Here is a 24,102-nt window from a genome sequence, read left to right as displayed (position 1 = left end):
TTCACCAGCCCGACGCGGTGTAGACGACCGCACGGGCCGACGGTTCGCCCCAGGCGAGTTCCCGCAGCAGCGCCGCGGTGCCCTCGTCCGAGTCGATCAGCTGGATGCCGCGCCGGGCGTACGCGCGGCCGAGTTCCGCGCCGACCATGCCGCCATGCGTCGGGGACGGTGCCCAGGGGCCCCAGTGGACGGTCAGCGTGCGGGCGCCCGTCCGGGCGGCCCGGTCGGCGCCGAGCGCTTCCAGAGCGTCGTTGGCGGCGGCGTAGTCGGCCTGGCCGCGGTTGCCGAGGACGGCGGCGACGCTGCCGAACAGCACGGTGAACGCGGGAGCGCCGGGCAGGTCGTCCAGGGCGGCGAACAGCGCGGTGGCCCCGGCCGTCTTCGTGCCGTACACCCGTTGGAAGGACTCGGAGGTCTTGTCGGCGATCAGCCGGTCCTCGATCACCCCGGCGGCGAAGACGACTCCGTCGAGCCGGCCGTGTTCGGCGTGGGTCTCCTTGACCGCCCGCAGGACGGCGTCCCGGTTCCGGAAGTCCACCGAGCGGTAGCGGGCGTCGCTGCCGAGCGTGCGCAGTTCCGCGAGGGTCGTGGTGATCTCCCGCTGGGCGAGGACGAGTCCGGCGGCCCGGTTGATCCCGGCGGGCCCGGGCGCGCCGGGCCCGGCGGCGAGCGCGGCCCGCAGCTCGACCGGGGTGCGTGCGGCGGCCGTGCGCGGATCCTCGGCCGCGGGGGGCACCGGCGTACGGCCCAGCAGCTCGAGACGGCACCGGCAGGCGCCGGCCAGCGTGGCGGCGAACCTCGCGGTGATGCCCCGGGCGCCGCCGACGAGCAGTACGACCGAGTCCCGGTCGAGGCCGAGCGCGGCGGCTTCGGCGGCACCGTCCGCGGCCGGTCCGGCGCCCGTAGTGGCGTGCGTGCCGAGGGGGGCGGGCAGCAGCGCGAGCCCGTGCCGGGCCCCGGCCGCCGTACGCAGCACGACGGGGGCCGGTTCGGGGGCGCGCAGCTCGGCGAGCACGGCGTCGGCGACGGCCGCCGGGGCGGTGTCGGCGACGGCGACGACCCGTGCGAGCAGGTCCGGGTACTCGCGGGCGATGCTGCGGAACAGCCCGTCCAGGCCGGCCGCGCGCAGTGCCGCGGTGCGGTCGGCGGCCCGGACGGCGAGCAGCCGGCGCGGGCCACAGCCGAGCGCCGCCTGAAGCACCGGGAAGGCGTCCGGCAGCACCGGGAGGTCCGGGCCGGGCAGCGCGCCGAGGTACACGATCCCGTCGACCGGGCCGTCCGCGGGGGTGAGGAGGTGACCTCGCTCGAGGAGCAGGGTGTCGGCGCCGTGCGCCACGAGTCGCTCCGCGACCTCGGCCGCCGCGCCCTCACCGTCCCCGAGGAGGGCGAATCGCCGGCCGGCCGGGGAGGGAGCGTCGCCGCCGGCCGGGCCGGGCTCGGGAAGGGGCACGGGGCGCAGCTCGTACCGCTGGGGCGCCACCCCGAGGGCCGGGCTGGACGAGGGCTCGGACCGCTTCCCGGCCCACCCGCTGCCGACGCCCGGGTACGACCCCCCGGCCCGCCCCTCGGACAAGCCGCTCCCGCCATCCGGGGACGACGGCCCGGCCAGCCCTTCGAACGGCCCTTTCCCGGCTTCCGGGTACGACGGCCCGCCCGGCTCCCCGGTCATTCCCCTGGCCACGCCCACGGACGGTGTCCCGGCCCGCCCCTCGGTTCCGCCGCTCCCGTCGGCGACGTACGGCGGTACCTCGCCCTGCCCGCTCCGGTCCGGCCCGCTCCGGTCCCCGTTGCGCGCGCCGATCCGTGCCGTCAGCCAGCCCGTCACCGCCGCCGCCGTACGCGCCTTGGCCAGCTCCTCCAGTTCGGCGTCGGCCAGGACGTCCGCGCCGCCGGCGATGCCGAGGCGTCTGGCGAGTTCGCCGGCGATCTCGGCCCGTTTGATGGAGTCGATGCTGAGGTCCGCCTCCAGGTCGAGGTCGGGCTCGATCATGTCCACGGGGTAGCCGGTGCGTTCGCTGATGATCTCCAGGACGACCCGCTCCACGTCACCGGCCCGCTCCGCGTCACCGACCGGCTCCACGGCCGCCGGCTCTCCGTCCACCGGCTCCGCGACGCCCGGATCGAGCGACCGCGCTGGTGCCGCGGGCAGTCCGGGTGTCGTCGTCCGCGGTGGCGCCACGGGTGGGACGGGCGCCGCCGGTGTGGCGCCCGGGGCGGCGCCGAAGTAGGTGAGCAGGACATCGCGCTGGGCGGCGATCATCTCCCGGCTGGTGCGCAGGAACTCGGAGATGAGCGCGTCCCGGTCGGCCGGGGCGCCGTACGGCTGGTCGGTGGTCACGGTCGTCTCCACGACTCGTCGGGCCGGTGCGAGGGCACCGGGCAGGAGTGCTCCGTCGGCGGTGCGGACGAGGTGTCCGTCGACCGTCCAGCCCGGCCGCCGCGGCGCCGGGGTGCGCAGCGCGTCGACGGCGTCGCGGCCATGCAGGAGCCAGGCGGTGCGCACCGGTTGCCCGGCGACGGCGAGTCGGGCGAGGGCGTCGAGCCAGCCGCGCAGGCCGCTGTCGGCGGTCGGTTCGCAGGCGACCGTGCGGTGTGGGCGGTCGCCGAGGATCCGTCCGACCAGCCGGGTGAGGACCGTGCCGGGACCCGCCTCGACGAAGACGCGCGCGCCGGCCTCGTACATCGCCTCGATCTGGGCGGCGAAGGCGACGGGGGCGCCGATCTGGGCGGCGAGTTCGGTGCGCACCTCGGCGGGGCTCCGCGGGTAGGGTGCGGCGGTGCGGTTGGCCCAGACGGGGAACTCGGGCGCCCGTACCGTCTTGTCCGCGAGCACCTTGGCGAACCGTTCCCCCGCCGCGGCCACGAGCGGGCTGTGGAAGGCGCAGGCCACCGGGATGCGCCGCGCCCCGAGCCCGGCGTCGCGCAGCAGTCGTACGGCCGTTTCGACATCCGCCGTCGGTCCGGAAATCACCGTCTGGTCGGGCGAGTTGAGGTTGGCGACGACGACGGAGGCGGGTGCGCCGGTCGTGCGCAGGGTGCGTACGACGGTGTCGGCGGATGCGCCGACGGCGGCCATGGTGCCCGGGTCGTCGCCCGCCGCCGCCAGGATCGCGCCGGCCCGCTCGGTGCTCAGCTCCAGCAGGGTCTCGGGGTCGAGGGCGCCGGCCGCGGTGAGGGCGACCAGCTCGCCGTAGCTGTGCCCGGCGGCCTGGTCGGGGTGGATCCCGGCCGAGGTGAGGAAGGCGTGGGCGGCCAGGCCCGCGATACCGAGGGCGGGCTGCGCGACCCGGGTGTCGGTGAGGGCGGCCCGGCGCCGCTCGCGGGCGGTGTCGGCGAAGGCGGCCGGCGGGTGGACGGTGTCGGCGTAGGCCCGGCCGAGGTCCAGGTAGTGCCGCAGCTCGGGGAGGTGCACGAGGAGGTCGGCGAGCATGCCGGGGCGCTGGCTGCCCTGGCCGGGGAAGAGAAAGGCGACTTTCCCACGCGCCGTCCCGGCGACCTGACCACAGGCCGGCCCGGGAACCCCGTCCACCGCTGGCCAGGCGGCCACTCCCTCCGCCGGGTCCCCGACCTCGCCACCCACCCGGCCCGCGACCTGACCACGCACCGCCCCCGCACCCCCACCCACCACCGGCCCAGCAACCCCGCCCTCCGCCGGACCCGCCACCGCACCGCTCGCCGCTACCCCGGGCCCGGCCTCCGTCAGCCCCACGACCTCGACACTCGCCGGTCCAGGGACCCCACCCTCGGCCAGCCCCCCGACACCGTCCTCTCCGGGCCCCGCGACGTGGATCCCGGCGGCCGGATCTGGGGCGCCGGTGAGGAGTCGTCGCAGGTGGCCGATCAGTTCCTCGGTGTCGTGGGCCACGATCGCGGCGCGTACCGGTTCGTGGGAGGTGTCGGCGCGGCGGGCCGCGGCGAGGGCGAGGTCGCGCAGGCGCCAGGGGCGGCCGGCGGTCTCGGCGGCACGGAGGAGGTCCTCGGCGTGGCGGTGGGCCGTCGCCGTGTCCCTGCCCCGGAAGAGGAACAGCTCGGCCGGCCAGGCGTCCAGGGCCTGCCGGGGCGGTACGGCCGCGGCGTGGCCGGCGAGGACCGCGTGGAAGTTGGTGCCGCCGAAGCCGAACGCACTCACACCGGCGAGGCGTTCGGCGGCCGGTGCCGTCCAGGGCCGGGCTCGGGTGTGGAAGGCGAACGGGCTCTCGTCCTCCGCCCAGGCCGGGTTGGGCCGCTCCAGGTGCAGGGTGGGCGGGGTGATCCCGGTGTGGAGGGCGAGGGCGGTCTTGATCAGACCGGCGAGTCCGGCGGCGCACTTGGTGTGCCCGATCTGCGACTTGACCGAGCCGAGCGCACAGCTGCCGGTCTCCGCCCCGGCCTCGGCGAACACCTCGGCGAGTACGGTCAGTTCGGTGCGGTCGCCGACGACCGTGCCCGTGCCGTGCGCCTCGACCAGACCGACGTCGGCGGGCGAGACACCGGCGTTGCGGTAGGCCCGCTCCAGCGCCGCCCGCTGGCCCTCGGGGCGGGGTGCGGTCAGGCCGAGTGAGCGGCCGTCGCTGGCCGAGCCGAGACCCTTGACGACGCCGTAGATCCGGTCGCCGTCCCGTTCCGCGTCCGCGAGCCGTTTGAGGACCACACAGGCCACGCCCTCGCCGAGGGCGATGCCGTCGGCCGAGGCGTCGAAGGCGCGGGAGCGTCCGGTCGGCGAGAGCGCGTGGACGGAGGAGAACAGGACGAAGTCGTTGATCCCGTTGTGCAGGTCGGCACCGCCGCACAGCACGAGGTCGCTGGTGCCGGTGACGAGTTCCTTGCAGGCCACGTCGAGGGCGGCGAGGGAGGACGCGCAGGCGGCGTCGACGGTGAAGTTGGCGCCGCCGAGGTCCAGCCGGTTGGCGATCCGGCCGGAGACGACGTTGGCGAGCATGCCGGGGAAGGAGTCCTCGGTCAGGCGGGGCAGCTGCTCCTCGATGCCGTCGGGCACCTTGCCGTAGTAGGAGGGGAGGACGGCGCGCAGGGTGACGGCGTTGGACAGGTCGCTGCCCGCCTCGGCGCCGAAGACCACGGAGGTCCGTGAGCGGTCGAACTCCCGCCCCTGTTCGCCGTATCCGGCGTCCTCCAGCGCCCGGCGGGCGGCCTCCAGGGACAGCAGCTGGACGGGTTCGATGCTGCCGAGGGACGTGGGCGGGATGCCGTAGCGCAGCGGGTCGAAGGGGATGCGGGGCAGGAAGCCGCCCCACTGGGACGCCGTGCTCCCGCTGGTGTGGTGGACGGCCGGGTCCCAGCGCTCGGGCGGGACCTCGGTGACGGCGTCGCGTCCGGTGACGATGTTGGCCCAGAAGGCGGCGAGGTCGGGTGCCCCGGGGAACATGCAGGCCATGCCGACGATCGCGATGTCGAGCGGGGCGGGCGGGGCGAGCGGCACGGGTTCGGCCGGGGTGAGGGGCCCGGGGCGCGCGGCCCGCCGTGTCAGGAAGTCGGCGGCGCCGTCGGTCACCGAGCGGTGCAGGTCCGCCAGGGTGGTGGTCGCCGAGCGCAGGACGACGACCTCGCCGGCCATGAACATCCCGTCCGCGAGCTGCCGTTCCTCACCGACGGCCGTCAGCGCGCCGTCGGTGCCGCGCTCGACGCCCTTGCTGGCGATGCGCAGCCGGCCCACGTTCAGCCGTTCCAGGCTCTCCCAGATCTCGCGGTCGGGCAGGCCCCGCGCTCGTAAGGCGGCCTGCCGGTCGCGGTAGTCGCCGGTGAAGGGGCTCGGGACGCAGCGGGTGGCGTGGCCGGGGGCGGTCTCCAGCAGGGCGGTCGTGGTGGCGGCGAGGACCTGTCGCTGGAAGAGGGGCCGGATGGCGCCGTGCGCCACGGCCTCCTCGGTGAACAGGTAGGCGGTGCCCATGAGCAGGCCGACGGCGGCGCCGCGGGCGGTGAGCGGCGCGGCCAGGGCCGCGACCATCGCCGCCGACCGCTCGTCGTGGACCCCGCCGGCGAAGAACACCTCCAGCCGCTGTGCGGCACCGTCGTCGGCCTGGGCCAGGAAGTCCTCCAGTACGGCGAGTTGGGCCTCCCACAGCGGGAAGGAAGCCCGCGGCCCGACGTGCCCACCGCACTCGGACCCCTCGAACACGAACCGGCGCGCACCCGCGTCCAGGAACTGCCGCAGCAGTCCCGGCGAGGGCACGTGCAGGAAGGTGCGGATCCCGGCCCGCTCCAGCGTCTCGGCCTGGGCGGGCCGTCCGCCGGCGATGACCGCGTGCGTGGGCCGCAGCTCCCGTACGGCCTCAAGCTGGGCGCCCCTGATGTCCTCGGGCGCGAAGCCGAGCACCCCCACGCCCCAGGGCCGCCCGGCCAGCACGGCCCGGGCCTCGGTGAGCATCGACCGGGTGCGCTCGCCGTCGGCGAGGGCCAGCGCCAGGAACGGCAGCGCTCCGTCCGCGGCGACGGCGGCGGCGAAACCGGCCTGGTCGCTGACCCGGGTCATCGGCCCCTGGGCGACGGGGAGCCGGGTGCCGAGCGCTCTGCTCATGGCCGACCCGGGACGCAGGGCGAGAGCCGGATCGCCGTCGGCCGTGCCGCGCAGCGCCGCCGACACCTCCCGCACCGTGCGCCGTACGTCTGCGTACCGTTCGGCGAAGCGGGCGGCGAGGAAGCCGTCCTGGCCCACGGGCAGCAGCCGGCCGCGCAGCTCGCCGGCGTCCAGCAGGGACGCGACCGCCTCCGGGTCGTCGGCGGGCGGCCGCGGGGCGTCCGGCCCCCGGCGCCGCAGGACCCGGTGGCCGCCCAGCAGCACCGTCTCCGAACCGTCCAGGGAGCGCAGCACCGAGCGGACCGTCTCGGGCAGGCCCGATTCGGTGAGCAGGGCCAGCTGACTGTCGAGGACGACCCCGGCGGCACCGCCGGCCACGGCGGCAGCCGCCGTACGCGGCCCGATGCCGCCGCAGGCCCAGACCGGGACGCCACCCAACTCCTCGTCGCGCAGCAGCTGTTGCAGCAGTACGAAGGTGCTCAGCTCGCCGACCCGGCCACCGCTCTCGCCGCCCCGGGCGATCAGTCCCCGGGCGCCGTCGCGTACGGCGGCGCGCGCCTCGGCGATGTCCGTGGCCTCCGCCAGCACCCGGCAGGACGGGGTGAGTTCAGCCGGTCTCCAGGGGGCGTCCGGGGTGAGGACCACGGTGTCGGGGGCGTCGCCGGCCTCGGCCGGGGTCAGGACGCAGCGGCCGGTCACCCGTACGCCGAAGGGTCCCGGAGCGGCTCGTCTCAGCCGCGCCAGCTCCTCCCGGGAACTTCGGTCGCCGGTGCCCAGGTCGAGGATGCCGAGCGCGCCGGCGGCGCAGGCGGCTGCGGTGAGAGCGGCATCGGGGGCTCCGAAGGGAGTGAGGCACAGGACGAGGTCGTGGGCGCGCACAGGCGAGGTCATGATGCTCCGGCACGATCGGCGAGACAGCACGGTGGGGGGTGTGTGCGGCGGAACGCTCTGGTGCGAGGGCACCGGAACCTAGCCTCGGCCTACTCATGGGTCAATAACGTCGCGCCCTTTTCACGCGCCGTGACATCGATTCGGCCAGCGGGACGAATTGCCCGCAAGAACCGGGAAACGCGGTCATTCCCCTCACGGGTGCGGGCGCGGGACCACCCGGGCCCACGCGCCACACCCCCATATATCCGGCGAAGTGCCCGCCGGTTCGGCCTCGCGTTCACCCGTCCGCCGGGCACCGGGACATTCGCCGGAAGTCTGTAAAACCCGCATGCCGTCGGCGCGGTGGCTCGAACCCGGCCGGGTGTCGGGTGTCGGCCCGCGGCGCGTCAGCGCAGCCGCGCCCCCACGGCCGTCGGGACGGCGGCGGCCGGCCCGGCGATGGGCGGCGGGGCGTCACGCGCCGGCACCCGCGGATGACCGGGGCGCACCGGCACCGCGGGGCGGGCCTCCCGCACCGCGATCGACGGCGGAGCCCCGCGCCCCGTGATCGGCGCAAGGACGTCGTGGGCCGCGTGTATCGCCCCGCCGGGCCCCACCGCCCGGTGCCGGCCGTGATCCGCGCGGACCTGGGCGATCCGGGTCCCGTTCGCCTCTCCCGGCTCCCCCGGCCGGGCCCCTCCCGCATGCGCGGCCCCTCGCCCGTCACCCTTCGACCCGCCCCGCGAGGCATCCCCCTTGGCGTGCCCCGGCCGCCGGTCCCGGCCCCCGTCCGCACCGGCGCCGCCCCGGGCACCGATACCGTCCGGACCGCCAGGCGCACCCGGCGCCGCGTCGGGTCGCCGTACTCCGTCCGCACCCGGCTCCACCGCCCAGCGCTGTTCCGGCGAACCGTCGCGCGGGGCCAGCCCGACACGCGCGCAGAGGCCGCCCGAGCCCGCGGCGAGCGCGAGGCCCCCGGGTCGGCGGAGCAGGATCTCGCCCCGCACGGTGAAGTCGTACGCCACCTCTCCGGCGTGCACGACGCACCCGGCCAGCACGACGTTCTTCGTCCCGGGGTCGGCGGCCAGGCACAGCGCCGGGTCGGCGGCGCTGCGCAGCAACCCGTCGTCCTGGTACGACCACTGCGAGACGGCGGGCGAGCACGGCGCGAGCGCGAGACCCGCGCCCGGCTCCACGGCGTTCCCGCGCACGTCGAGGCAGCGGCCGGAGGCGAGGCCGCGCAGGCTGCCGCGGGCGATCTCGACGGTTTCGCCGACCGTGGCGGCCGAGGGGGAGGTGCCGGACCGACCGCCGGTGCCGTCCGGGCGCGTGGTGCGGCCGGCCGGTGCGCCCCAGGTGGCACCGGGCGCCGGGACACCGTTGTCATCGGACCAGCTCCTGGCCACGAGAACGGTGGCGAGCAGCGCGAGGGAGGCCAGCCCGACGCCGACGGCCAGGGCGGTGCGGTGGCGTCCGCGGGTGCCGAGGCGGTGCCTGCCGCCGGCCCCGGTTCCCTCCTGGCCGGGCGCCGGTGCCTGCGGCGCCTCCTCGGCGGCGTCGTACTCCGGGCGGGAGTCGAGATAGCGGCGGGCTCCCCAGCCGAGGACGGTCTCGGCGAGCAGGAGTCCGGGGCTGTCGTCGAACAGCGCGAAGGTTTCGGCGGCGTGCCGGCAGTACGCGCAGACCGTCAGATGCTGTCGCACATCCGGCAGCAGGGCGCCGCCGCGGCGCAGCGGGACGTCGAGGAGCCGGGTGTAGAAGCGGCATTCCCGGGAGGGCGCGAGTTCCCGGTGGGCGCGGACGCATGCGGCGCGGAATTGCTCGCGGGCCTGCTCCAGGGCGGTCGTCGCGGTGGCGTGGTCGATCCCCAGCAGACCGGCGGGTATGTTTATCGGTTCCGCTTCGACCTCGGTGTGCCACAGAAGGCATTGCGAGGCGCCGGGAAGGGCCTGGAATGCACGCTCGGCGAGTTGCCGCCTTTCCGGCGTTCCGGGCTTTGTCGCCCGCAGTCCCCGTCCGCCGGCGGGTTTGCGCAATTCCGGCAGAGTCGCACAGGCCGCGTCGTCGTCCGCCCACGTGCGGACGATGTCGCGGACGGCGGCCAGCAGTTGCGGGCGCAGGGCGCCGCCGACCACCCCGCCCGCCATACGGCCGAGGACCTCGTGGAAGGCGGCGGTGGCCACGAGGTGGGCGGTGGGACAGGCGGAGGTCAGGCAGACGACGGCGTAGTCGCGGGCGGCCCGCCAGTGGCGGGCCAGCAGCAGGGCGACGGCGTGATGGCGGGCGGGGTGCGGGCCGCCGAGCAGGGCGGCGAGATTGCGGTCGGACTCCCCGGTCGGACCGGGCAGCGGCGGGTACGGCGGGCGTGGGGGGTGAGGGGACTGCACGGAACCATGTCCTTTCCAGCCGCAGGACCGCGCACGAAATGCCGTCCTGTCGGAAAGCAGTGCCGAATTGGTGCATACCTAAAGGGCCGGCCTTGGCGTTCGACGCCTGCCTTTGCCCTCCCGCGGGGAGGCTCACCTTCGCACACGCGGCTGACAGGAAACAAGAAGTTCGTTTGACTCGGCATCAACGTCGGTGAAATCCACAATAGTTACCGGCGGTATCACTTCCACAGCCGGTTCCTGTGTTTCTCCGGGCCCGCTCTCATCCGCGTCCGCCGGCACGGCCCGGCCGGGCTCGGGCGGGCAGCGTGGTCGCCCTGATGGGGGCCCCGGAGCAGATCCGTCGCTACGGCTGCGCGGCGGTGGAACCGGCCGGCGAGGAAGGCGTCGTACGGATGGCCGGGCTGGTGGAGAAGCCGCACCGCGGGCCGCGCCGAGCCGGTACGCGGTCATCGGCCGCTCCGTCCTCGACCTGGGCGTGTTCGACGTCCTGGAGCGCACCCCGCCGGGCCGCGGCGGCGAGATCCAGCCGACCGACGCCCTCCAGGACCTCGCGGCGAACGGCACCGTGCACGGGGTCGTCTTTGGTCCGGCCGGCCTGTGCCCGCCCGGACCCGGGACCCGCGTTCATCGGCCGGCTCAAGGAGTTCACGGCGGGACTCCAGGACGGCGCGAGCGCGACTGCGGGAGGTCGCCGGGCCGCCTGGGACGACGGGAAGAGGGGCCCCGCACGCGGAGCCCCTCGCCAAGTGCCCGGTCAGTCCTGCTGGTTGGGGCGCAGCGTCCACAGGACGGTCATCTCGCCCGTCACGGCACCGTCCGCGCGCCGGATCTCGATCGTCACCGGGAACTCGGGGCGCTGCCCGGCGTCCAGTTCGGCGACGACGTCGGCGGCCGGGCGGCCCAGCGTCGCGGTCGCGGTGACGGCGCCCATCGCCAGCTTCTTGTAGGCGATGTCGGCACGTACGGCGAGCGGCACCGCGCGGGAGAGCTGGTCGCCGAAGGCGGCCAGCACGATGGCCCCGCTGGCCGACTCCCCGAGCGTGAACATCGCGCCGGCGTGCGGGCCGCCCACGTGGTTGTGGTAGGCGCCCTGGTCCGGCAGGGACACGACGGCCTTGTCGGGGGTGGTCTCCAGGAACTCCAGGTTCAGGGTCCGGGCCATGGGCACGGTGGCGGCGAGCATCTCGCCGATCGACATCTGGTCTGCGCTCATGCCGTTATGTTACTCACGAGTAGGGCTTCGCTACGACCCTGGCGAGGGCCAGTGACCGAATCGTGTCCCGGGCCGCACTAGGGTTACTGGCCATGTGGCCAGATCAGCAGCCGCCAGGGGGCGCGCCGAACCCGCAGCAGCATCCGCAGCAGAACCCGTACCAGCAGCCGGGGTACCAGCAGCCGAACCCGTACCAGCAACCGGGGTACCAGCAGTACCCGCCGGCCGGGCAGTACGGTCAGCAGCCGCAGTGGGGGCAGCAGCAGCCGCCCACCGCACCCCTCCCGCAGCCCCCGCAGGGCGGCGGCCGCACGAAACTGATCGCGATCCTCGCGGCCACGGCGGTCGTGGTCGCCGCCGGTGTGACCGGTTATCTGGTTCTCGGCTCGAACGGCGGCAAGGACGACGAGGCCGGCGGCAAGGGCGGTCAGCACACGAGCAAGCCGGCCGGGCAGCCGTCGGCCACCTCGTCCGCGACCGACGACCCGCGCGGCACCGGCGCCGAGAAGCCGACCATCGCCGGCTGGAGGGTCGTGGTGAACTCCAAGTGGGGCGTCGCCTACGACGTGCCCGCGGACTGGCAGGTCGACAAACCGGACGCCGCGATCATCTTCGACTTCCCGAAGGGCCAGGCCAACACGGGCATCACCATGTCGGGCCTCGCCGAGTACCAGCCCACCTGGTGCACGTCCGACGACGACAAGGACGGCCGCACCGAGGACACCCAGCTGGCGACCGTGGGCGCCAAGGGCGCCAGCGGTGCCAAGAACACGGACGAGATCGCGATCAACACGCCGCCCTGGTGGGTCTACGGCGCCTACACCATGCCGGACAAGAAGAGCCTCTCGTGGGACAAGAAGGCCACCCCCTTCAAGACCGCTTCGGGCATCGAGGGCAGCTACGCGTGGGCCCAGTCGCACCACACTCCGCGCAAGGGCAAGTGCGTGACCGACGGTCAGGCACTCACGTTCGGCTTCAAGAACGCGGCCAGCGACTATGTGTCGGTCAACTTCTTCGGGGCCACCGGCGTGAAGGGTGAGGTCCCCAGGGCGACCGTCCTGAAGATCCTCAGCACGGTCCGGCTGCACGGAAGTCCGACGCACGAGTAGCGGTGGGTACGGCCGCGCCGGCAAGCGCGGCCGTACGGGCCGTCGGCGCGGTCGCAGACCTCACTTGCCGGCGGAGTTGACGTTGAGGATCGCGGCCGTGCTGGAAACGCCGTGTGTGTCGAGCGCGAAGAGCATGTACGTACCGGGGAGTGCCACACCGGAGTCGGCCGGGACGGTCAGTTGGTAGGTGTTGGTTCCGGTCTTGCGGGGCGTCAGCGGTATACGGCGCTGGTCGTTGTCGATGGAGTGCGTCGAGGCTCCGGCCCGGATCAGGGCGAACTTGTCGACGGGCACGTCGGTCGTCACCTTCAGCTGCTGCCCGTACGCGACCTTCGCGGGTACGTCGCCGACGAAGCGGGGCCGGGGTTTCTCGGTGCCGTCGGTGTTGAGGAGGGAGGGCGGGGTGAAGATCGCCCCGTCGGCGTGGTTGGTCTGGCAGTCGCCGCACAGGCCGCCGCCTCCGGTGAAGACACGCCCGTCGGGCAGCAGACTCGCGACGCTGTGGTAGTTGCGCGGGATCGCCATGGACGCCAGGGGTGTGAAGCGGCCGGTGGCGGGGTCCCAGATCTCGGGGGTCAGGGCGGAGTGGCCGTCGCTGAAGGGCTTGGCATAGGACTGCCCGCCGAAGACCGCGACCTTGCCGTCGGGCAGGACGACGCTGTTGCCGAAGGAGCGGGCGTAGGACATGTCGCCGGTGCGGGCGCTGACGGGCTTGCCGTTGCTGCCGTTCGCGTCGACGGTGTAGGCGCGGTTGGTGGCTGTCGCGTTCTCGTACGCCGTGGCGCCGCCCAGGGTGAGGAACTTGCCCACGTCGTAGGGGACGGCGTCGCCGTTCATCGCGTCGACGCTGTCGGCGCGGGTGCCGGCCGGGGTGATGCTGCCGTCGCCGTCGGTGGTGATCCAGTTGAGCTGCTTGCTGGGGCCGAGCTGCAGGACGCGTCCCTTGGACGTGGCGTACAGCCAGGCGTGGTTGTCCGCCCGGTAGGGGCCCGCCGGATCGGCGGTCAGGATGGGGGTGACCGGTACGCCGGACAGCTTGCGCCAGGTGCCGGTGGCGGCCGACCAGACCTCGCCGCCCTTGTCCGGGGCGTTGTCCTGCTGCCAGGAGCCGCCGATGACGAACGCGTCACCGTTGGGCAGCAGGGTCATGCCCTGGTAGCCCCGCGCGATGTTCATGTCGCTGGTGGAGGCCCACTTGTCGGTGGCGGGGTCGTAGATGCTGGCACGCTCGGCGTTGCTACCGCCGGTCACCAGGACCCGGCCGTCGGAAAGGAGCGCGACGCCCGGACAGAACATGTCGTGCTTGGTGTTGTCCACCCGGCGCTGAGTGATCTTGCCGGTGGCCAGGTCCATGACGGCGGTCTGGGTGTAGCCGTTGCTTCCGCCGAAGCGGTCGGGTGCGTAGGCGGACCAGGTCAGGAGTTTGTCGTTGGGCAGGACGGCGGCGGCCACCGGCACCAGCGGGAAGCCGATCACGGAACTCCACCGGCCGTGTACGGCGGGGTCGGCGGGGCCGCTCAGGCGCAGTTCGGCCGCCGACGTCCACGGTCCGCGCCCACCGGCCTCGGTGAGTGCGGTCAGCCGGACGTAGCGGGCGCTGACGGGCTGGCCGAACGTGGCGCCCTTGACGGTGTCGTCGTCCTTCCAGGTCCCGCTCGCCACGGGCTTCCCGAAAGCGGTGCCGTCCAGGCTGGTGGTGATCGAGTACTGGCCTATCCGGCCGTTGGGGCTGTCGTCTGTACGCGGGTCGTAGCTGAGACCTGAGACGACCGCGGTGCGGTGCATGTCGATGGTGATGCTGTGCGGCAGCGGCGGGACGGTACCGCTCCACTGGGTGTGCCACAGCGTGCCGGAGTCACCGTCCAGCACGTTCCGGGCGCCGTCGTCGGCGTCCTGGGTCTCCTCGCTGGACGCGGTGGCGGTCCACCCGTCGCGCGGCAGATCGGCCCCGGGGGCGGGCCCGCCCGGGTCGCCGAGCAGGTTGATCTCCGCCGCCGAGGCCCACGGTCCGCGACCGCCGGCCTCGGAGGTGACGGTCAGCCGCACGTAGCGGGCGCGGGCGGCGGCGAAACGCAGTGTCTTGGTGGTCGCGTCGTCGGCCAGCATTCCCGTGGCCACGGGCTTTCCCCACACCGTGCCGTCGCCGCTCACGGAGAGGGCGTACTCGCCGATCCGGCCGTTGGGGCTGCCGTCCTGGCGCGGCTGGTAGACCATGCCGGAGACGACGGCGGTGCGGTGCATGTCGATGGTGATGGCGTGCGGCCGCGGGGGTTCGTCATCGGACCACTTGGTGTGCCACAGGGTGCCGGGGTCGCCGTCCAGCGCCATCTGGGCGCGCTCGTCACCCGCCTGCGTCTCCTCGCTGTCGGCGGTGGCGGTCCATCCCTCTCGCGGCAGGAGGGGAGCGGGAGGCCGCATGGCCTCCTCGGGAACGACCTCGCCGTGGACCCCCGGGGGCATCGGTATGTGCCCGTCGGGGTGCGGGTCCGTGCCTCGTACCGCTGCCGCGCGATGCGCGAGGGCCGACTCCGGCTGTATCAGCCCGGGGGCCGCTGCCGCACAGACCAGGAGAACGAGGCCGGTGGCTCGTGACGTGACCCTGCGCAGCCTGCCTGGCGCACCTGTCATGACGCCCCTCCGAACGGTGGGAAACGGTCGCAGACGTCGACCTGGGGAAGACGTGGGGCGTCCCGCCCCGTCGGTGTCCTCGGCGGGGCGGGACGCGGTCGGAATTGCCGCGAGGGTTCCGTCAGATGCAGAGGAGGATGATGAGACCGTCGCACTCGTCGTCGTCGCCGTAGTCGCCGCCACCGGGACGGACGGGCGCGCGGTGGACGTTGGTTGGGACCGCCGCCCCGCCCGTCGCCTGTGCGGCGGCGTGCGGGGCGGGGGGCGCGGCCGCTGCGGCGTTCGCCGTGCCTGCCAGGCAGGCCAGGCCCAGGAGGGCGCTCACGGCACTCACCGCGCATATTCGCGGCACACGGGGACGGAGGAGCGGGTACTTGGCCGGGTTCGGCTGTGCAGTGTTCATGGACTCACCATGCACGCGGTCAAGGTCACATTCCCGCCGAGCGCAGCCGACTGGGGGAGCACCCGTTTCGGTGACCGCGTCAGCCGATGCCGAACGCCCCGTCGGGCGGCTCGGGTGACGGCACGGCACCGGCGTCCTCGACCGGTCGCGCCGAACCGGTGAACTCCCTTACGCCCGCACCGTGTTCGACCCGGGCCGGAAAGGCGTCCGCCGCGGTCCGGCGGGCCAGGACGGCCGTGTCGAGGGGCCGGTGCGCGGCCACGAGCACCGTGTTCCCGAACCGCCGGCCGCGCAGCACGGCGGGCTCGGCGATCAGGGCCAGCTCCTCGAAAACGGCCGCGAGGGTGGCCAGTTGGGAGCGCAGGAACGCGAACGGCGCCGCGTCGGCGAGATTGGCCAGATAGACCCCGCCGGGCCGCAGCACCCGTTCGGCCTCCCGGGCGTACGCGAGCGTGGTGAGGTGCGCCGGCACCCGGGACCCGCCGAACACGTCGGCGATCAGCACATCGGCATGGTCGTCCGGGGCCGTCTCCAGCCAGGCCCGGGCATCGCCCGCGTGCAGCGCGATGCCCGAGCCCGCCGGCAGCGGCAGGTGCTCGGCGACCAGTTCCAGCAGCCCCCGGTCGGCCTCGACGACGTCCTGCCGCGAGCCCGGCCGGGTGGCCGCCACGTACCTGGGCAGCGTCAGCGCGCCCCCGCCGAGGTGCACCACGTCCAGCGCCCGCCCCGCCTCGGCCACGGTGTCCAGCACATGCCCGAGCCGCCGCGCGTACTCGAACTCCAGATACGCCGGCTCGTCGAGATCGACGTACGACTGCGGCGCTCCGTCGACCGTCAGCAACCAGGCCCGTGCCCGGTCGACGTCGGGCATCAGCTTGGCGGTGCCGTGGTCCGTGGTGCGGGTCACGGGTATCTGCTCGGTCACGGGACCCATTGTGACCCGCCCCGCAGGGGGCGGGGAACCGCACGACCAGCCACGACGGACCGGCGGTCCCCCGCGCACCCCACCCCTAGGAACCGACGGAGTCAACCGTTCCCGCACCCACCGTCCGGCCGCCCTCCCGGATGGCGAACCCGAGCCCCGGCTCCAGCGGGACCTCCCGGCCCAGTTCGACGCTCATGGTCACCGTCTCCCCCGGCCGGGCGACCCCCGCCTCCCCGAGGTCGACGTCCCCCACCACATCCGCCGTACGGATGTAGAACTGCGGCCGGTACCCGCTCGCGACCGGCGTCGTACGGCCCCCCTCGCGCCCCGACAGCAGATACACCCGCGCGGAGAACCGCCGGGCCGGCACCACACTCCCGGGTGCCGCCAGGACGTGCCCGCGCCGCACGGCGTCCCGCGGCACCCCTCGCAGCAGCACCGCCACGTTGTCCCCGGCCTGAGCCTCCCTCATCGGCTTGCCGAAGGTCTCCAGACCGGTGACCACGCTCTCCACGCCGGCGCCCAGCACGGACACCCGGTCCCCCGGGCGGAGCGTCCCCCGCTCCACCGCGCCCGTGACGACGGTGCCGCGCCCGGTGATGGTGAGCACGTTCTCCACGGGGAGCAGGAACGGCGCGTCCAGGTACCGCTCCGGCAGGGGCACATAGGTGTCCACCGCGTCGAGCAGCGCCTCGACGGACGCCGTCCAGCGCGGGTCGCCCTCCAGCGCCCTCAGGCCCGAGACCCGTACGACGGGGACGCAGTCGCCGGGGTAGCCCTGGGCCGTGAGCAGGTCGCGGACCTCCAGCTCGACGAGGTCGACGAGTTCCCCGTCGTCCGTGCCGTCGGCCTTGTTGAGCGCGACGACGATGTGGTCCACACCCACCTGCCGGGCGAGCAGCACGTGTTCCGCGGTCTGCGGCATGATCCCGTCGAGCGCGGAGACGACGAGGATCGCCCCGTCTAGCTGCGCGGCTCCGGTGACCATGTTCTTGACGTAGTCGGCGTGGCCGGGCATGTCCACGTGGGCGTAGTGCCGGGTGTCGGTCTCGTACTCGACGTGCGCGATGTTGATGGTGATACCGCGGGCGGCCTCCTCCGGGGCCCGGTCGATGCGGTCGAACGAAACGTAGCGGGTGGTGCCGCCGGTGCCGCGCTCGGCGAGGACCTTGGTGATGGCGGCGGTCAGGGTGGTCTTGCCGTGGTCGACGTGCCCCATGGTGCCGATGTTCAGGTGCGGCTTGGTGCGCACGTAGTCCGTTTTGGACATGGCTGTTACCTCGAAGCCTCTGCTGGTCGTCAGGGAATGCGGGACCCCACGGGACGGGCCGACCCTCCCCCTGCGGGGTCCGCCGGACGTTCCGGAGAGGGTCAGCTTCGGGCGCCGTCGACAGCGGCCGCGAGGATCGGGACGGCAGCCTTCGGCGCATCCGCGACGGCGGATGCTGCGAGGAGGAAGGCGTACCGGAACATGCCGTCGATCATCGTCGATGACATGTTCCGGCGTCGAACGGTTTTCCCGCGGGGGGCCACGCCCCACCGCGCGGCGCCCCTCCCGACGCGGGTTGCACCCCCTGCCGTGCGGGCGTTATCTGGAAGTACCGGCGGTGAAGCGGGCACATGGGGTCACGGCACAGTCCGAGGGCCCGCGCCCCCGGGTGCGTTCCCCCCGCGTGTGCGTCCCCTCGGCAGCGGCCCCTCCCCTCCGCCGTCGTCCGGCGCTCGACGCGGAGGTGACAGAGGTGAAAGCGGTCGTTTACGAAGAGCCCTTCAGCGTGGCGGTGAAGGACGTCCAGGACCCTCAGATCCAGCATCCCAACGATGTGCTCGTACGGGTCACCTCGACCGCCATATGCGGCTCGGACCTGCACATGTACGAGGGCCGCACGGCGGCCCAGTCGGGCATCGTCTTCGGACACGAGAACCTCGGCATCATCGAGGAGGTCGGCAGCGGCGTGACCTCCCTGTCCGAGGGTGACCGCGTCGTGATGCCCTTCAACGTCGCCTGCGGCTTCTGCAAGAACTGTCTCGCCGGGAGGACCGGCTTCTGCCTGACGGTCAACCCCGGGTTCGCCGGCGGGGCCTACGGCTATGTGGCGATGGGCCCGTTCATCGGCGGCCAGGCCGAGCTGCTCCGGGTGCCGTACGCCGACTTCAACTGCCTGAAGCTGCCGCCGGGCGAGGAGTTCGAGACCGACTTCGTGCTGCTCGCCGACATCTTCCCGACCGGCTACCACGGGTGCGAACTCGCCCAGGTGTCCCCCGGTGAGAGCGTGGCCGTGTACGGCGCCGGACCGGTGGGCCTGATGGCCGCCTACTCGGCGCTGCTGCGCGGTGCGGCGAAGGTCTTCTCGGTGGACCGGGTGCCCGAGCGGCTCGCCAAGGCGGAGGAGATCGGAGCCATCCCCATCGACTTCACCAAGGGCGACCCGGCCGAGCAGATCAAGGAACAGACCGGAGGTGAGGGAACCGACAAGGGCGTCGACGCCGTCGGCTACCAGGCCCAGGCACACGACGCCAGCCACGAGGAACCGGCCATCGTCCTCAACGAGCTGGTCATGACGGTACGGCCGACGGGCATGCTCGGCGTACCGGGTCTGTACGTGCCCTCGGACCCCGGCGGGCCGGACGAGCACGCCAAGCACGGACAGCTGCTGGTCTCCATCGGCAAGATGTTCGAGAAGGGCCAGCAGATGGGCACGGGCCAGTGCAACGTCAAGCGGTACAACCGCCAGCTGCGCGACCTGATCATCGCCGGGCGCGCCAAGCCCAGTTTCGTGGTCTCCCACGAGCTGCCGCTGGACCAGGCGCCCCAGGCGTACGAGAAGTTCGACAAGCGGATCGAGGGCTACACCAAGGTGGTGCTCCACCCAGGCCACGCGCTCGCCGCGTGAGGCAGGGGCGACGGGTCCGGGCGCCGTGGGCGCCCGGGCCCTCTTCGGTGCGGCAGGCTTGACGGCGATCACACACCCTCTTCGGTTACTGTCACCGGATGCTCGATGCCAACCGCTCTGGCACCGCCACGGCCTCTCCCCGGGTCGCCGCCACGGAGCTCGTCGTTCCCGTGCCGCCCCTGTCCCACGTCGGGTTCACCGGGCGTTGCGGGCGGGCGCTGGCCCATCCCTACGCCCGGCTGTCGCTGCTGGTCGCCCTGCTCGCCGGTGCCGCCGCGTGCGTGCTGGCCTTCGAGCCGCAGCGGCTGCTGACACACGGCTGGCCGCCGCAGCTCGGCGGGGCCGCGGCGGCCGTGGTGTTCGCCGTGGCGTACGGGCTGTGCACCGTGGCGTTCGTACCGCGGCCGTTGCTCAACCTGGCCGCGGGCGCGCTGTTCGGCTCGCAGCTGGGGCTGTCGACGGCGCTGGCGGGCACGGTGCTCGGGGCGGGCGTGGCGTTCGGGCTGGGCCGGGCGCTCGGACGGGACGCGCTGCGCCCGCTGCTGCGGGGCCGCTGGATCAGGGCGGCCGACGGACAGCTGAGCCGGCACGGATTCCGGACCATGATGGCGGCGCGGCTCTTCCCGGGCGTGCCGTTCTGGGCGGCGAACTACTGCGCCGCCGTCTCCCGCATGCACTGGTGGCCGTTTCTGCTGGCCACGACCCTCGGGTCGGTCCCGAACACCGCCGCGTACGCGGTGGCCGGCGCCCGCGCCTCGGCGCCGACGTCCCCCGCCTTCCTGATCGCGATGGCCGGTATCGCCGTACCGGCGCTCCTGGGCGCGGTGGTGGCCTGGCGCAAGCGCCACCATCTGCGCTCGCGGTAGGCGCCCCCAAGCGGCGCGAGCCGTGTTCGGCAAGCGGCTCCACCGCGCGGGCGCGACCAGCCACAACGGCGCGGCAGACGGTCGGGAACGCGGTGCGGCACCCACCGCTCAGCGGTGCGTCATCCACAACTCAGCGGTGCGGCACCCACCGCTCAGACGGCTTCCAGCACCATCGCGTTCGCCAGTCCGCCCGCCTCGCACATGGTCTGCAGGCCGAAGCGAGCGCCGCGCTCCCGCATCGCGTGGACCAGGGTGGTGGTCAGCCGGGTGCCGCTGGCGCCGAGCGGATGGCCGAGGGCGATGGCGCCCCCGTGCACGTTGACCTTGGCCAGGTCGGCGCCGGTCTCCTGCTGCCAGGCCAGGACCACGCTGGAGAAGGCCTCGTTGACCTCGAAGAGGTCGATGTCCTCCAGCCGCAGTCCGGCCCGGCGGAGCACCTTCTCGGTGGCGGGGACGATCCCCGTCAGCATCAGCAGCGGGTCGGAGCCGGTGACGGCGAAGGTGTGCAGGCGGGCGAGCGGGCGCAGGCCCAGGCGGGCGGCGGTCTCGCTGGAGGTGATCAGGACGGCGGAGGCGCCGTCGTTGACGGGGCTGGCGTTGCCCGCGGTGACGTTCCACTCGATCTGCGGGAAGCGCTCGGCGAAGCCGGGGTCGTAGTAGGCGGGCTTGAGGCCGGCGAGGATCTGCGGGGTGCTGCCGGGCCGTACGCACTCGTCGCGGGCGACGCCGTCCAGCGGTGCCACCTCGGCGTCGAAGAGACCGCCCTGCCACGCGGCGGCGGCCTTGTGGTGCGAGGAGACCGCGAACTCGTCCATCCTCGCGCGTGTGAGGGACCACTTGGCGGCGATCAGCTCGGCGCTGACGCCCTGCGGGACCAGGCCCTCCGGGTAGCGCTCGGCGACGCCCGGGCCGAAGGGGTCCGCGCCGGCGGGGACGTTGGACCACATCGGCACCCGGCTCATCGACTCCACGCCGCAGGCGACCACGAGGTCGTACGCGCCCGAGATCACGCCCTGCGCGGCGAAGTGCACGGCTTGCTGGGAGGAGCCGCACTGGCGGTCCACCGTGGTCGCCGGGACCGTCTCGGGGAACCCGGCGGCGAGGACGGCGTACCGGGTGGTGTTCATGGCCTGCTCGCCGACCTGGTCGACGGTGCCGCCGATGACGTCGTCGATCAGTGCCGGGTCGACGCCGGAGCGCTCGACCAGGGTGCGCAGGGTGTGGGCGAGCAGCTGGACGGGGTGGACGTGAGCGAGGGAGCCGTTCGGCTTGCCCTTGCCCAGCGGGGTGCGTACGGCTTCGACGATCACTGCGTCGCGCATGGCGGGGGCCTCCTTGGCCGCCTGGCTGTCCGTGGCGGGCCACGGCAGCTACCAGTGAGTAGGAAATCCAAACTCACCCTAGCCTGAAGAGTTGGAAAATCAAACCCTCATCTAGACTGGCCTTCATGGCCGCCACGAGAGACCCGCGCCCCTGCTCCATCGCCGACGCCCTCGCGCTGGTCGGCGAGAAGTACTCACTGCTCGTCCTGCGCGAGGTGTGCCTGGGCAACGGCCGTTTCGACCAGCTCGTGCGCAACACCGGCGCCCCGCGCGACATCCTGGCCGCCCGGCTGCGCAGGCTCGTGGACGCCGGGATCCTCACCAAACGCGTCTACAGCGAGCGCCCGCAGCGCTTCGAGTACCGGGCCACCCAGGCGGGCCTGGAGCTGGAGCCGGTCCTGATGACACTCAAGGAGTGGGGCGACCGGCACCTCCGCAACGGGACCGACCTGCCCATGGCCGTCGAGCACATCTGCGGCAACGAACTGGTCCCGGTCGTCACCTGCCGGGCCTGCGGCGACGAGGTGCGCCATGAGGACCTCAGGGCCCATCCGCAGGTGCCGGGGTGGACGATCAAGGGTCCGACGGCGGCGTAGGAACGCCCCGCGGGGGCACGGGGAACCGCGCGACCGGCGACGCCGGGCCCGCAGGCGCCGGACGGCCTGTCGCGGCACCCACAGCGGCGCGCCGTACACGTCCAGCCGTCCGCACATCCCGAACCGCCCCCGTTCGACGGGCTGCCCGGCCTGTACGACGGCCCCGGCGAGATGGGCGGCGTCGCCCGCCGCCAGCCGCTCCGGATGCCGGCCCGCGGCCTCGGCCGGCGCCCGCGCGCCGGAGGCGGCCCGCGGGGCGCGGTAGCCCTCCAGGACCAGGTCGGTCAGGTACCCCGGCGGCAGTGTGAGCACCGCGTCCCCCGCTTCCGGCAGCCCGCTGTTCTGCATGAGGACGGTGATGCGCAGGTCGTCCTCGTTGACCAGCCGGTGGACGGTGCCCGGCGTGAACCAGGCGACCGCGCCGGGCGTGAACGGGGTGATGGCCCGCCGCCGACGGCGTCAGCGGCTCGCCGCCACGGTTTCGGACATCTCCGGTCCCGGGGACGTACGCGACCCGCCCGGCGTTCACGCGCACGGTTCCCACCCCTCCGCAGCCGCCGCGGCCTGCGCGTTCGGCGACGTACGGGCCTGCCCGGCAGGGCACTTCACCGCCGCCTCCGCCGCCTTCCGCGCGGCGGCCCGGTCCGGCATATGCCCGGTGGTCTGGAGCGACCGTGGACGCGGCGGCGGGCGACGGTGACCAACCCCATACCTTCCCCGTAGCCGGACGGTAGCGCAGTGTCAGTGCTTACCCCTAGGCTGTCCGCATGTCCCCCGATTCCCTCCCCCCTGGTTCCGTGCGCTCTGCCGCCGAGGTGAACGAGCAGATCCGGGCGCTGTGGCTGCGTGCGGGCGGCACCCTGTCGGCCCAGGAACGCGCGGAGTACGAGCTGTTGGTGGTCGAGTGGGCCGAGGCGATCCGCGGCGAGATCATCGAGGCGGCCTGACGCGGGTCGCGCTCCGCCCCCGGCCCCACCCGGTCGCGGACGCGTGAGCACCCCGCCCGCGGACGCGTGAGCACCACGTCCGCGACCGGATGGGGCCGCTCCAGGGACAACAGCCCGCTCGCCCGCTCCGGTTCACCGGCCCGCACGGTCCGTGGATCCCGGCGGCCGGCGGAGCCACGTCCTCCTCCTCGGTGCACCAGCCGCAGAAGTACGTCGTCCACAGGAAGTCAGAGCACCGCGAGTGCTCTGTCGATGTGCCGCGAGGTGCCCGCGTGCGTGACCCGTCTGCTCAGATTCTCCAGCTCCCTGCGTGCCGTCCGGTCCCCGATCCCCGCCAGGGCGACGACGCCCGCCTCGGCCACCTGAGCCGAGCGGGGAACGTCTGCGGACCGGTGGTCCAGGGAGGTCTCGACGAGGCGGACGAGGGCATGGACGGTGTCCGGCCGAGGCGGAAGGAGGGAAAGCATCCAGGCGAGTCCACGCAGGACCTGGGAGTTGTAGGGGTCGAGACAGGCGTTCACGTCGAACGGGAGGTGCGGATGGCCGATAAGCGGGAGGGTTCGGTCCAGTTCGGCCAGCTCGAACCACCTCAGCACCGCCCGTCGGGCCGACTCCGGGCCGACGGCGTCCAGCAGGGCCGTCCCGGTCCGTCTCCACTTCGCCGACGGCGCGTCGGCCGTCACGGGGGCCGCGTGCTCCAGCAGCCGCTGCCACGGCTCCCCCGCGGCAGCCGCTTCCTCGAGAGCCGCGTCGGCCCACGGTTCACCGGGGTTGAGCGCCGGACCGGGGAAACGGGCCAGCAGATTCCGCATCCCCCTCTCCGCGCCGTTCGCGGCCGCATGTGTACGACGCAAGCCCGGCAGGCCCGCCGCCGCACGTGTGCGCCGGAACGCGGCCAGGACGGCCGCGTCGGGAGTACGCCCGGCTGCGAGTTCCGCATCGGCGAGCTCCCAGATCCGGTGGGTCGACCAGATGAGGTACTGGTCCCGCAACCGGGCAAGCCGTTCCTGGCGTTCGGCGGCCAGGAGGTCCCCGTCGAGGCCACGGACGACTCCGGATGCGGCCATGAGCAGTTCGGTGCGCACGTATCCCGAGTCCCGACGGAACTCCCCGGCCGGCCAGTCGTCCTCCGCGTCGGCATACCAACGGGCCCACACCCCGGCGAGCTCCAGCCGGTCCTTGTCCGGCAGTGCCCGCAGGAGCTCCATGTTCTCGGACCCCACGCCCGTCATGGAGCCGTTGTGGCACGCGGCCCGGACCACGGCGCGGGACAGCTCCGGTAGATCGCCGCGCTCGGCGAGGGCCCGGTACCGGGCGGCCTGTTCCGCGAGGACCTGTGTGTCGCGCATCCACCTGCTCATGACGGGCAGAGTAGAAGGGGCCACTGACACGGAACGCGTCCGACGAAGCACGGTGTCCTTGCCGGCT

General features: G+C 73.9%; 16 protein-coding genes and 2 pseudogenes. 7 read left to right on the top strand and 11 right to left on the bottom strand.

Annotated features, from left to right (window positions below; all coding sequences use genetic code 11):
• Position 1: 1 nt before the first annotated feature.
• The gene (locus ACWC94_RS32445) at positions 2 to 7,402 is read right to left on the bottom strand and encodes an SDR family oxidoreductase (protein WP_450800859.1); all 7,401 of its coding nucleotides are present in this window, start codon (positions 7,400 to 7,402) and stop codon (positions 2 to 4) included.
• Between the two features lie 386 nt (positions 7,403 to 7,788).
• Positions 7,789 to 9,768: an RICIN domain-containing protein gene (locus ACWC94_RS32440; protein ID WP_450800858.1), complete on the bottom strand. Its 1,980-nt coding sequence runs from the start codon at positions 9,766 to 9,768 to the stop codon at positions 7,789 to 7,791.
• A 299-nt stretch (positions 9,769 to 10,067) separates the two neighbouring features.
• Between ACWC94_RS32440 and ACWC94_RS32435 the strand changes: the two are divergent.
• Positions 10,068 to 10,451, top strand: a pseudogene (locus ACWC94_RS32435) (UTP--glucose-1-phosphate uridylyltransferase); the annotation flags it as partial.
• Between the two features lie 74 nt (positions 10,452 to 10,525).
• Here ACWC94_RS32435 and ACWC94_RS32430 read toward each other — a convergent pair.
• On the bottom strand, positions 10,526 to 10,984 hold the full coding sequence (locus tag ACWC94_RS32430) for a DUF4442 domain-containing protein (protein WP_450800857.1): 459 nt from the start codon (positions 10,982 to 10,984) through the stop codon (positions 10,526 to 10,528).
• A 92-nt stretch (positions 10,985 to 11,076) separates the two neighbouring features.
• Between ACWC94_RS32430 and ACWC94_RS32425 the strand changes: the two genes are divergently transcribed.
• Entirely contained in the window at positions 11,077 to 12,093 is a 1,017-nt protein-coding gene (locus ACWC94_RS32425; RefSeq protein ID WP_450800856.1) for a hypothetical protein, read from the top strand.
• Positions 12,094 to 12,153: 60 nt separating this feature from the next.
• Here ACWC94_RS32425 and ACWC94_RS32420 read toward each other — a convergent pair whose 3' ends face one another.
• The 5 genes from ACWC94_RS32420 to ACWC94_RS32400 form a co-directional block, all read right to left on the bottom strand.
• Positions 12,154 to 14,721, bottom strand: coding sequence for a discoidin domain-containing protein (locus ACWC94_RS32420; protein WP_450800855.1), 2,568 nt, complete (start codon positions 14,719 to 14,721; stop codon positions 12,154 to 12,156).
• A gap of 121 nt (positions 14,722 to 14,842) precedes the next feature.
• Positions 14,843 to 15,046 (bottom strand): hypothetical protein, encoded by a 204-nt coding sequence (locus tag ACWC94_RS32415; protein WP_450800854.1) that lies wholly within the window; start codon positions 15,044 to 15,046, stop codon positions 14,843 to 14,845.
• Between the two features lie 157 nt (positions 15,047 to 15,203).
• On the bottom strand, positions 15,204 to 16,049 hold the full coding sequence (locus tag ACWC94_RS32410) for a spermidine synthase (protein WP_450800853.1): 846 nt from the start codon (positions 16,047 to 16,049) through the stop codon (positions 15,204 to 15,206).
• Positions 16,050 to 16,134: 85 nt separating this feature from the next.
• Positions 16,135 to 17,319 carry an elongation factor Tu gene (gene tuf, locus ACWC94_RS32405; protein ID WP_450800852.1) on the bottom strand — a complete coding sequence of 395 codons (1,185 nt, stop codon included), beginning with the start codon at positions 17,317 to 17,319 and terminating at the stop codon, positions 16,135 to 16,137.
• Between the two features lie 101 nt (positions 17,320 to 17,420).
• Positions 17,421 to 17,546, bottom strand: coding sequence for a hypothetical protein (locus ACWC94_RS32400; protein ID WP_450800889.1), 126 nt, complete (start codon positions 17,544 to 17,546; stop codon positions 17,421 to 17,423).
• Positions 17,547 to 17,791: 245 nt separating this feature from the next.
• Between ACWC94_RS32400 and ACWC94_RS32395 the strand changes: the two genes are divergently transcribed.
• Positions 17,792 to 18,943, top strand: coding sequence for a glutathione-independent formaldehyde dehydrogenase (locus ACWC94_RS32395; RefSeq protein ID WP_450800851.1), 1,152 nt, complete (start codon positions 17,792 to 17,794; stop codon positions 18,941 to 18,943).
• A 98-nt stretch (positions 18,944 to 19,041) separates the two neighbouring features.
• Positions 19,042 to 19,809 (top strand): TVP38/TMEM64 family protein, encoded by a 768-nt coding sequence (locus ACWC94_RS32390; RefSeq protein WP_450800850.1) that lies wholly within the window; start codon positions 19,042 to 19,044, stop codon positions 19,807 to 19,809.
• A 152-nt stretch (positions 19,810 to 19,961) separates the two neighbouring features.
• Here ACWC94_RS32390 and ACWC94_RS32385 read toward each other — a convergent pair whose 3' ends face one another.
• Positions 19,962 to 21,131 carry a thiolase family protein gene (locus ACWC94_RS32385; protein ID WP_450800849.1) on the bottom strand — a complete coding sequence of 390 codons (1,170 nt, stop codon included), beginning with the start codon at positions 21,129 to 21,131 and terminating at the stop codon, positions 19,962 to 19,964.
• Positions 21,132 to 21,256: 125 nt separating this feature from the next.
• On the opposite strand from ACWC94_RS32385, the gene ACWC94_RS32380 reads away from it, so the two are divergent.
• Positions 21,257 to 21,727: a winged helix-turn-helix transcriptional regulator gene (locus tag ACWC94_RS32380; RefSeq protein ID WP_450800848.1), complete on the top strand. Its 471-nt coding sequence runs from the start codon at positions 21,257 to 21,259 to the stop codon at positions 21,725 to 21,727.
• A 93-nt stretch (positions 21,728 to 21,820) separates the two neighbouring features.
• Here ACWC94_RS32380 and ACWC94_RS32375 read toward each other — a convergent pair.
• Positions 21,821 to 22,168: pseudogene (locus tag ACWC94_RS32375) on the bottom strand (cupin); the annotation flags it as partial.
• On the opposite strand from ACWC94_RS32375, the gene ACWC94_RS32370 reads away from it, so the two are divergent.
• A complete protein-coding gene (locus ACWC94_RS32370) occupies positions 22,131 to 22,427 on the top strand; it encodes a hypothetical protein (protein WP_450800847.1) in 297 nt (98 codons plus the stop codon). The pseudogene ACWC94_RS32375 and the gene ACWC94_RS32370 overlap by 38 nt on opposite strands.
• Before the next feature lie 67 nt (positions 22,428 to 22,494).
• A complete protein-coding gene (locus ACWC94_RS32365; RefSeq protein ID WP_094219654.1) occupies positions 22,495 to 22,674 on the top strand; it encodes a hypothetical protein in 180 nt (59 codons plus the stop codon).
• A 227-nt stretch (positions 22,675 to 22,901) separates the two neighbouring features.
• On the opposite strand, the gene ACWC94_RS32360 is transcribed toward ACWC94_RS32365, so the two are convergent.
• Positions 22,902 to 24,035: a hypothetical protein gene (locus ACWC94_RS32360; RefSeq protein WP_450800846.1), complete on the bottom strand. Its 1,134-nt coding sequence runs from the start codon at positions 24,033 to 24,035 to the stop codon at positions 22,902 to 22,904.
• Between the last annotated feature and the right edge of the window lie 67 nt (positions 24,036 to 24,102).

This window comes from Streptomyces sp. NPDC001135 (genome assembly GCF_053598395.1).
This window is presented reverse-complemented; position numbering and strand designations above follow the sequence as displayed.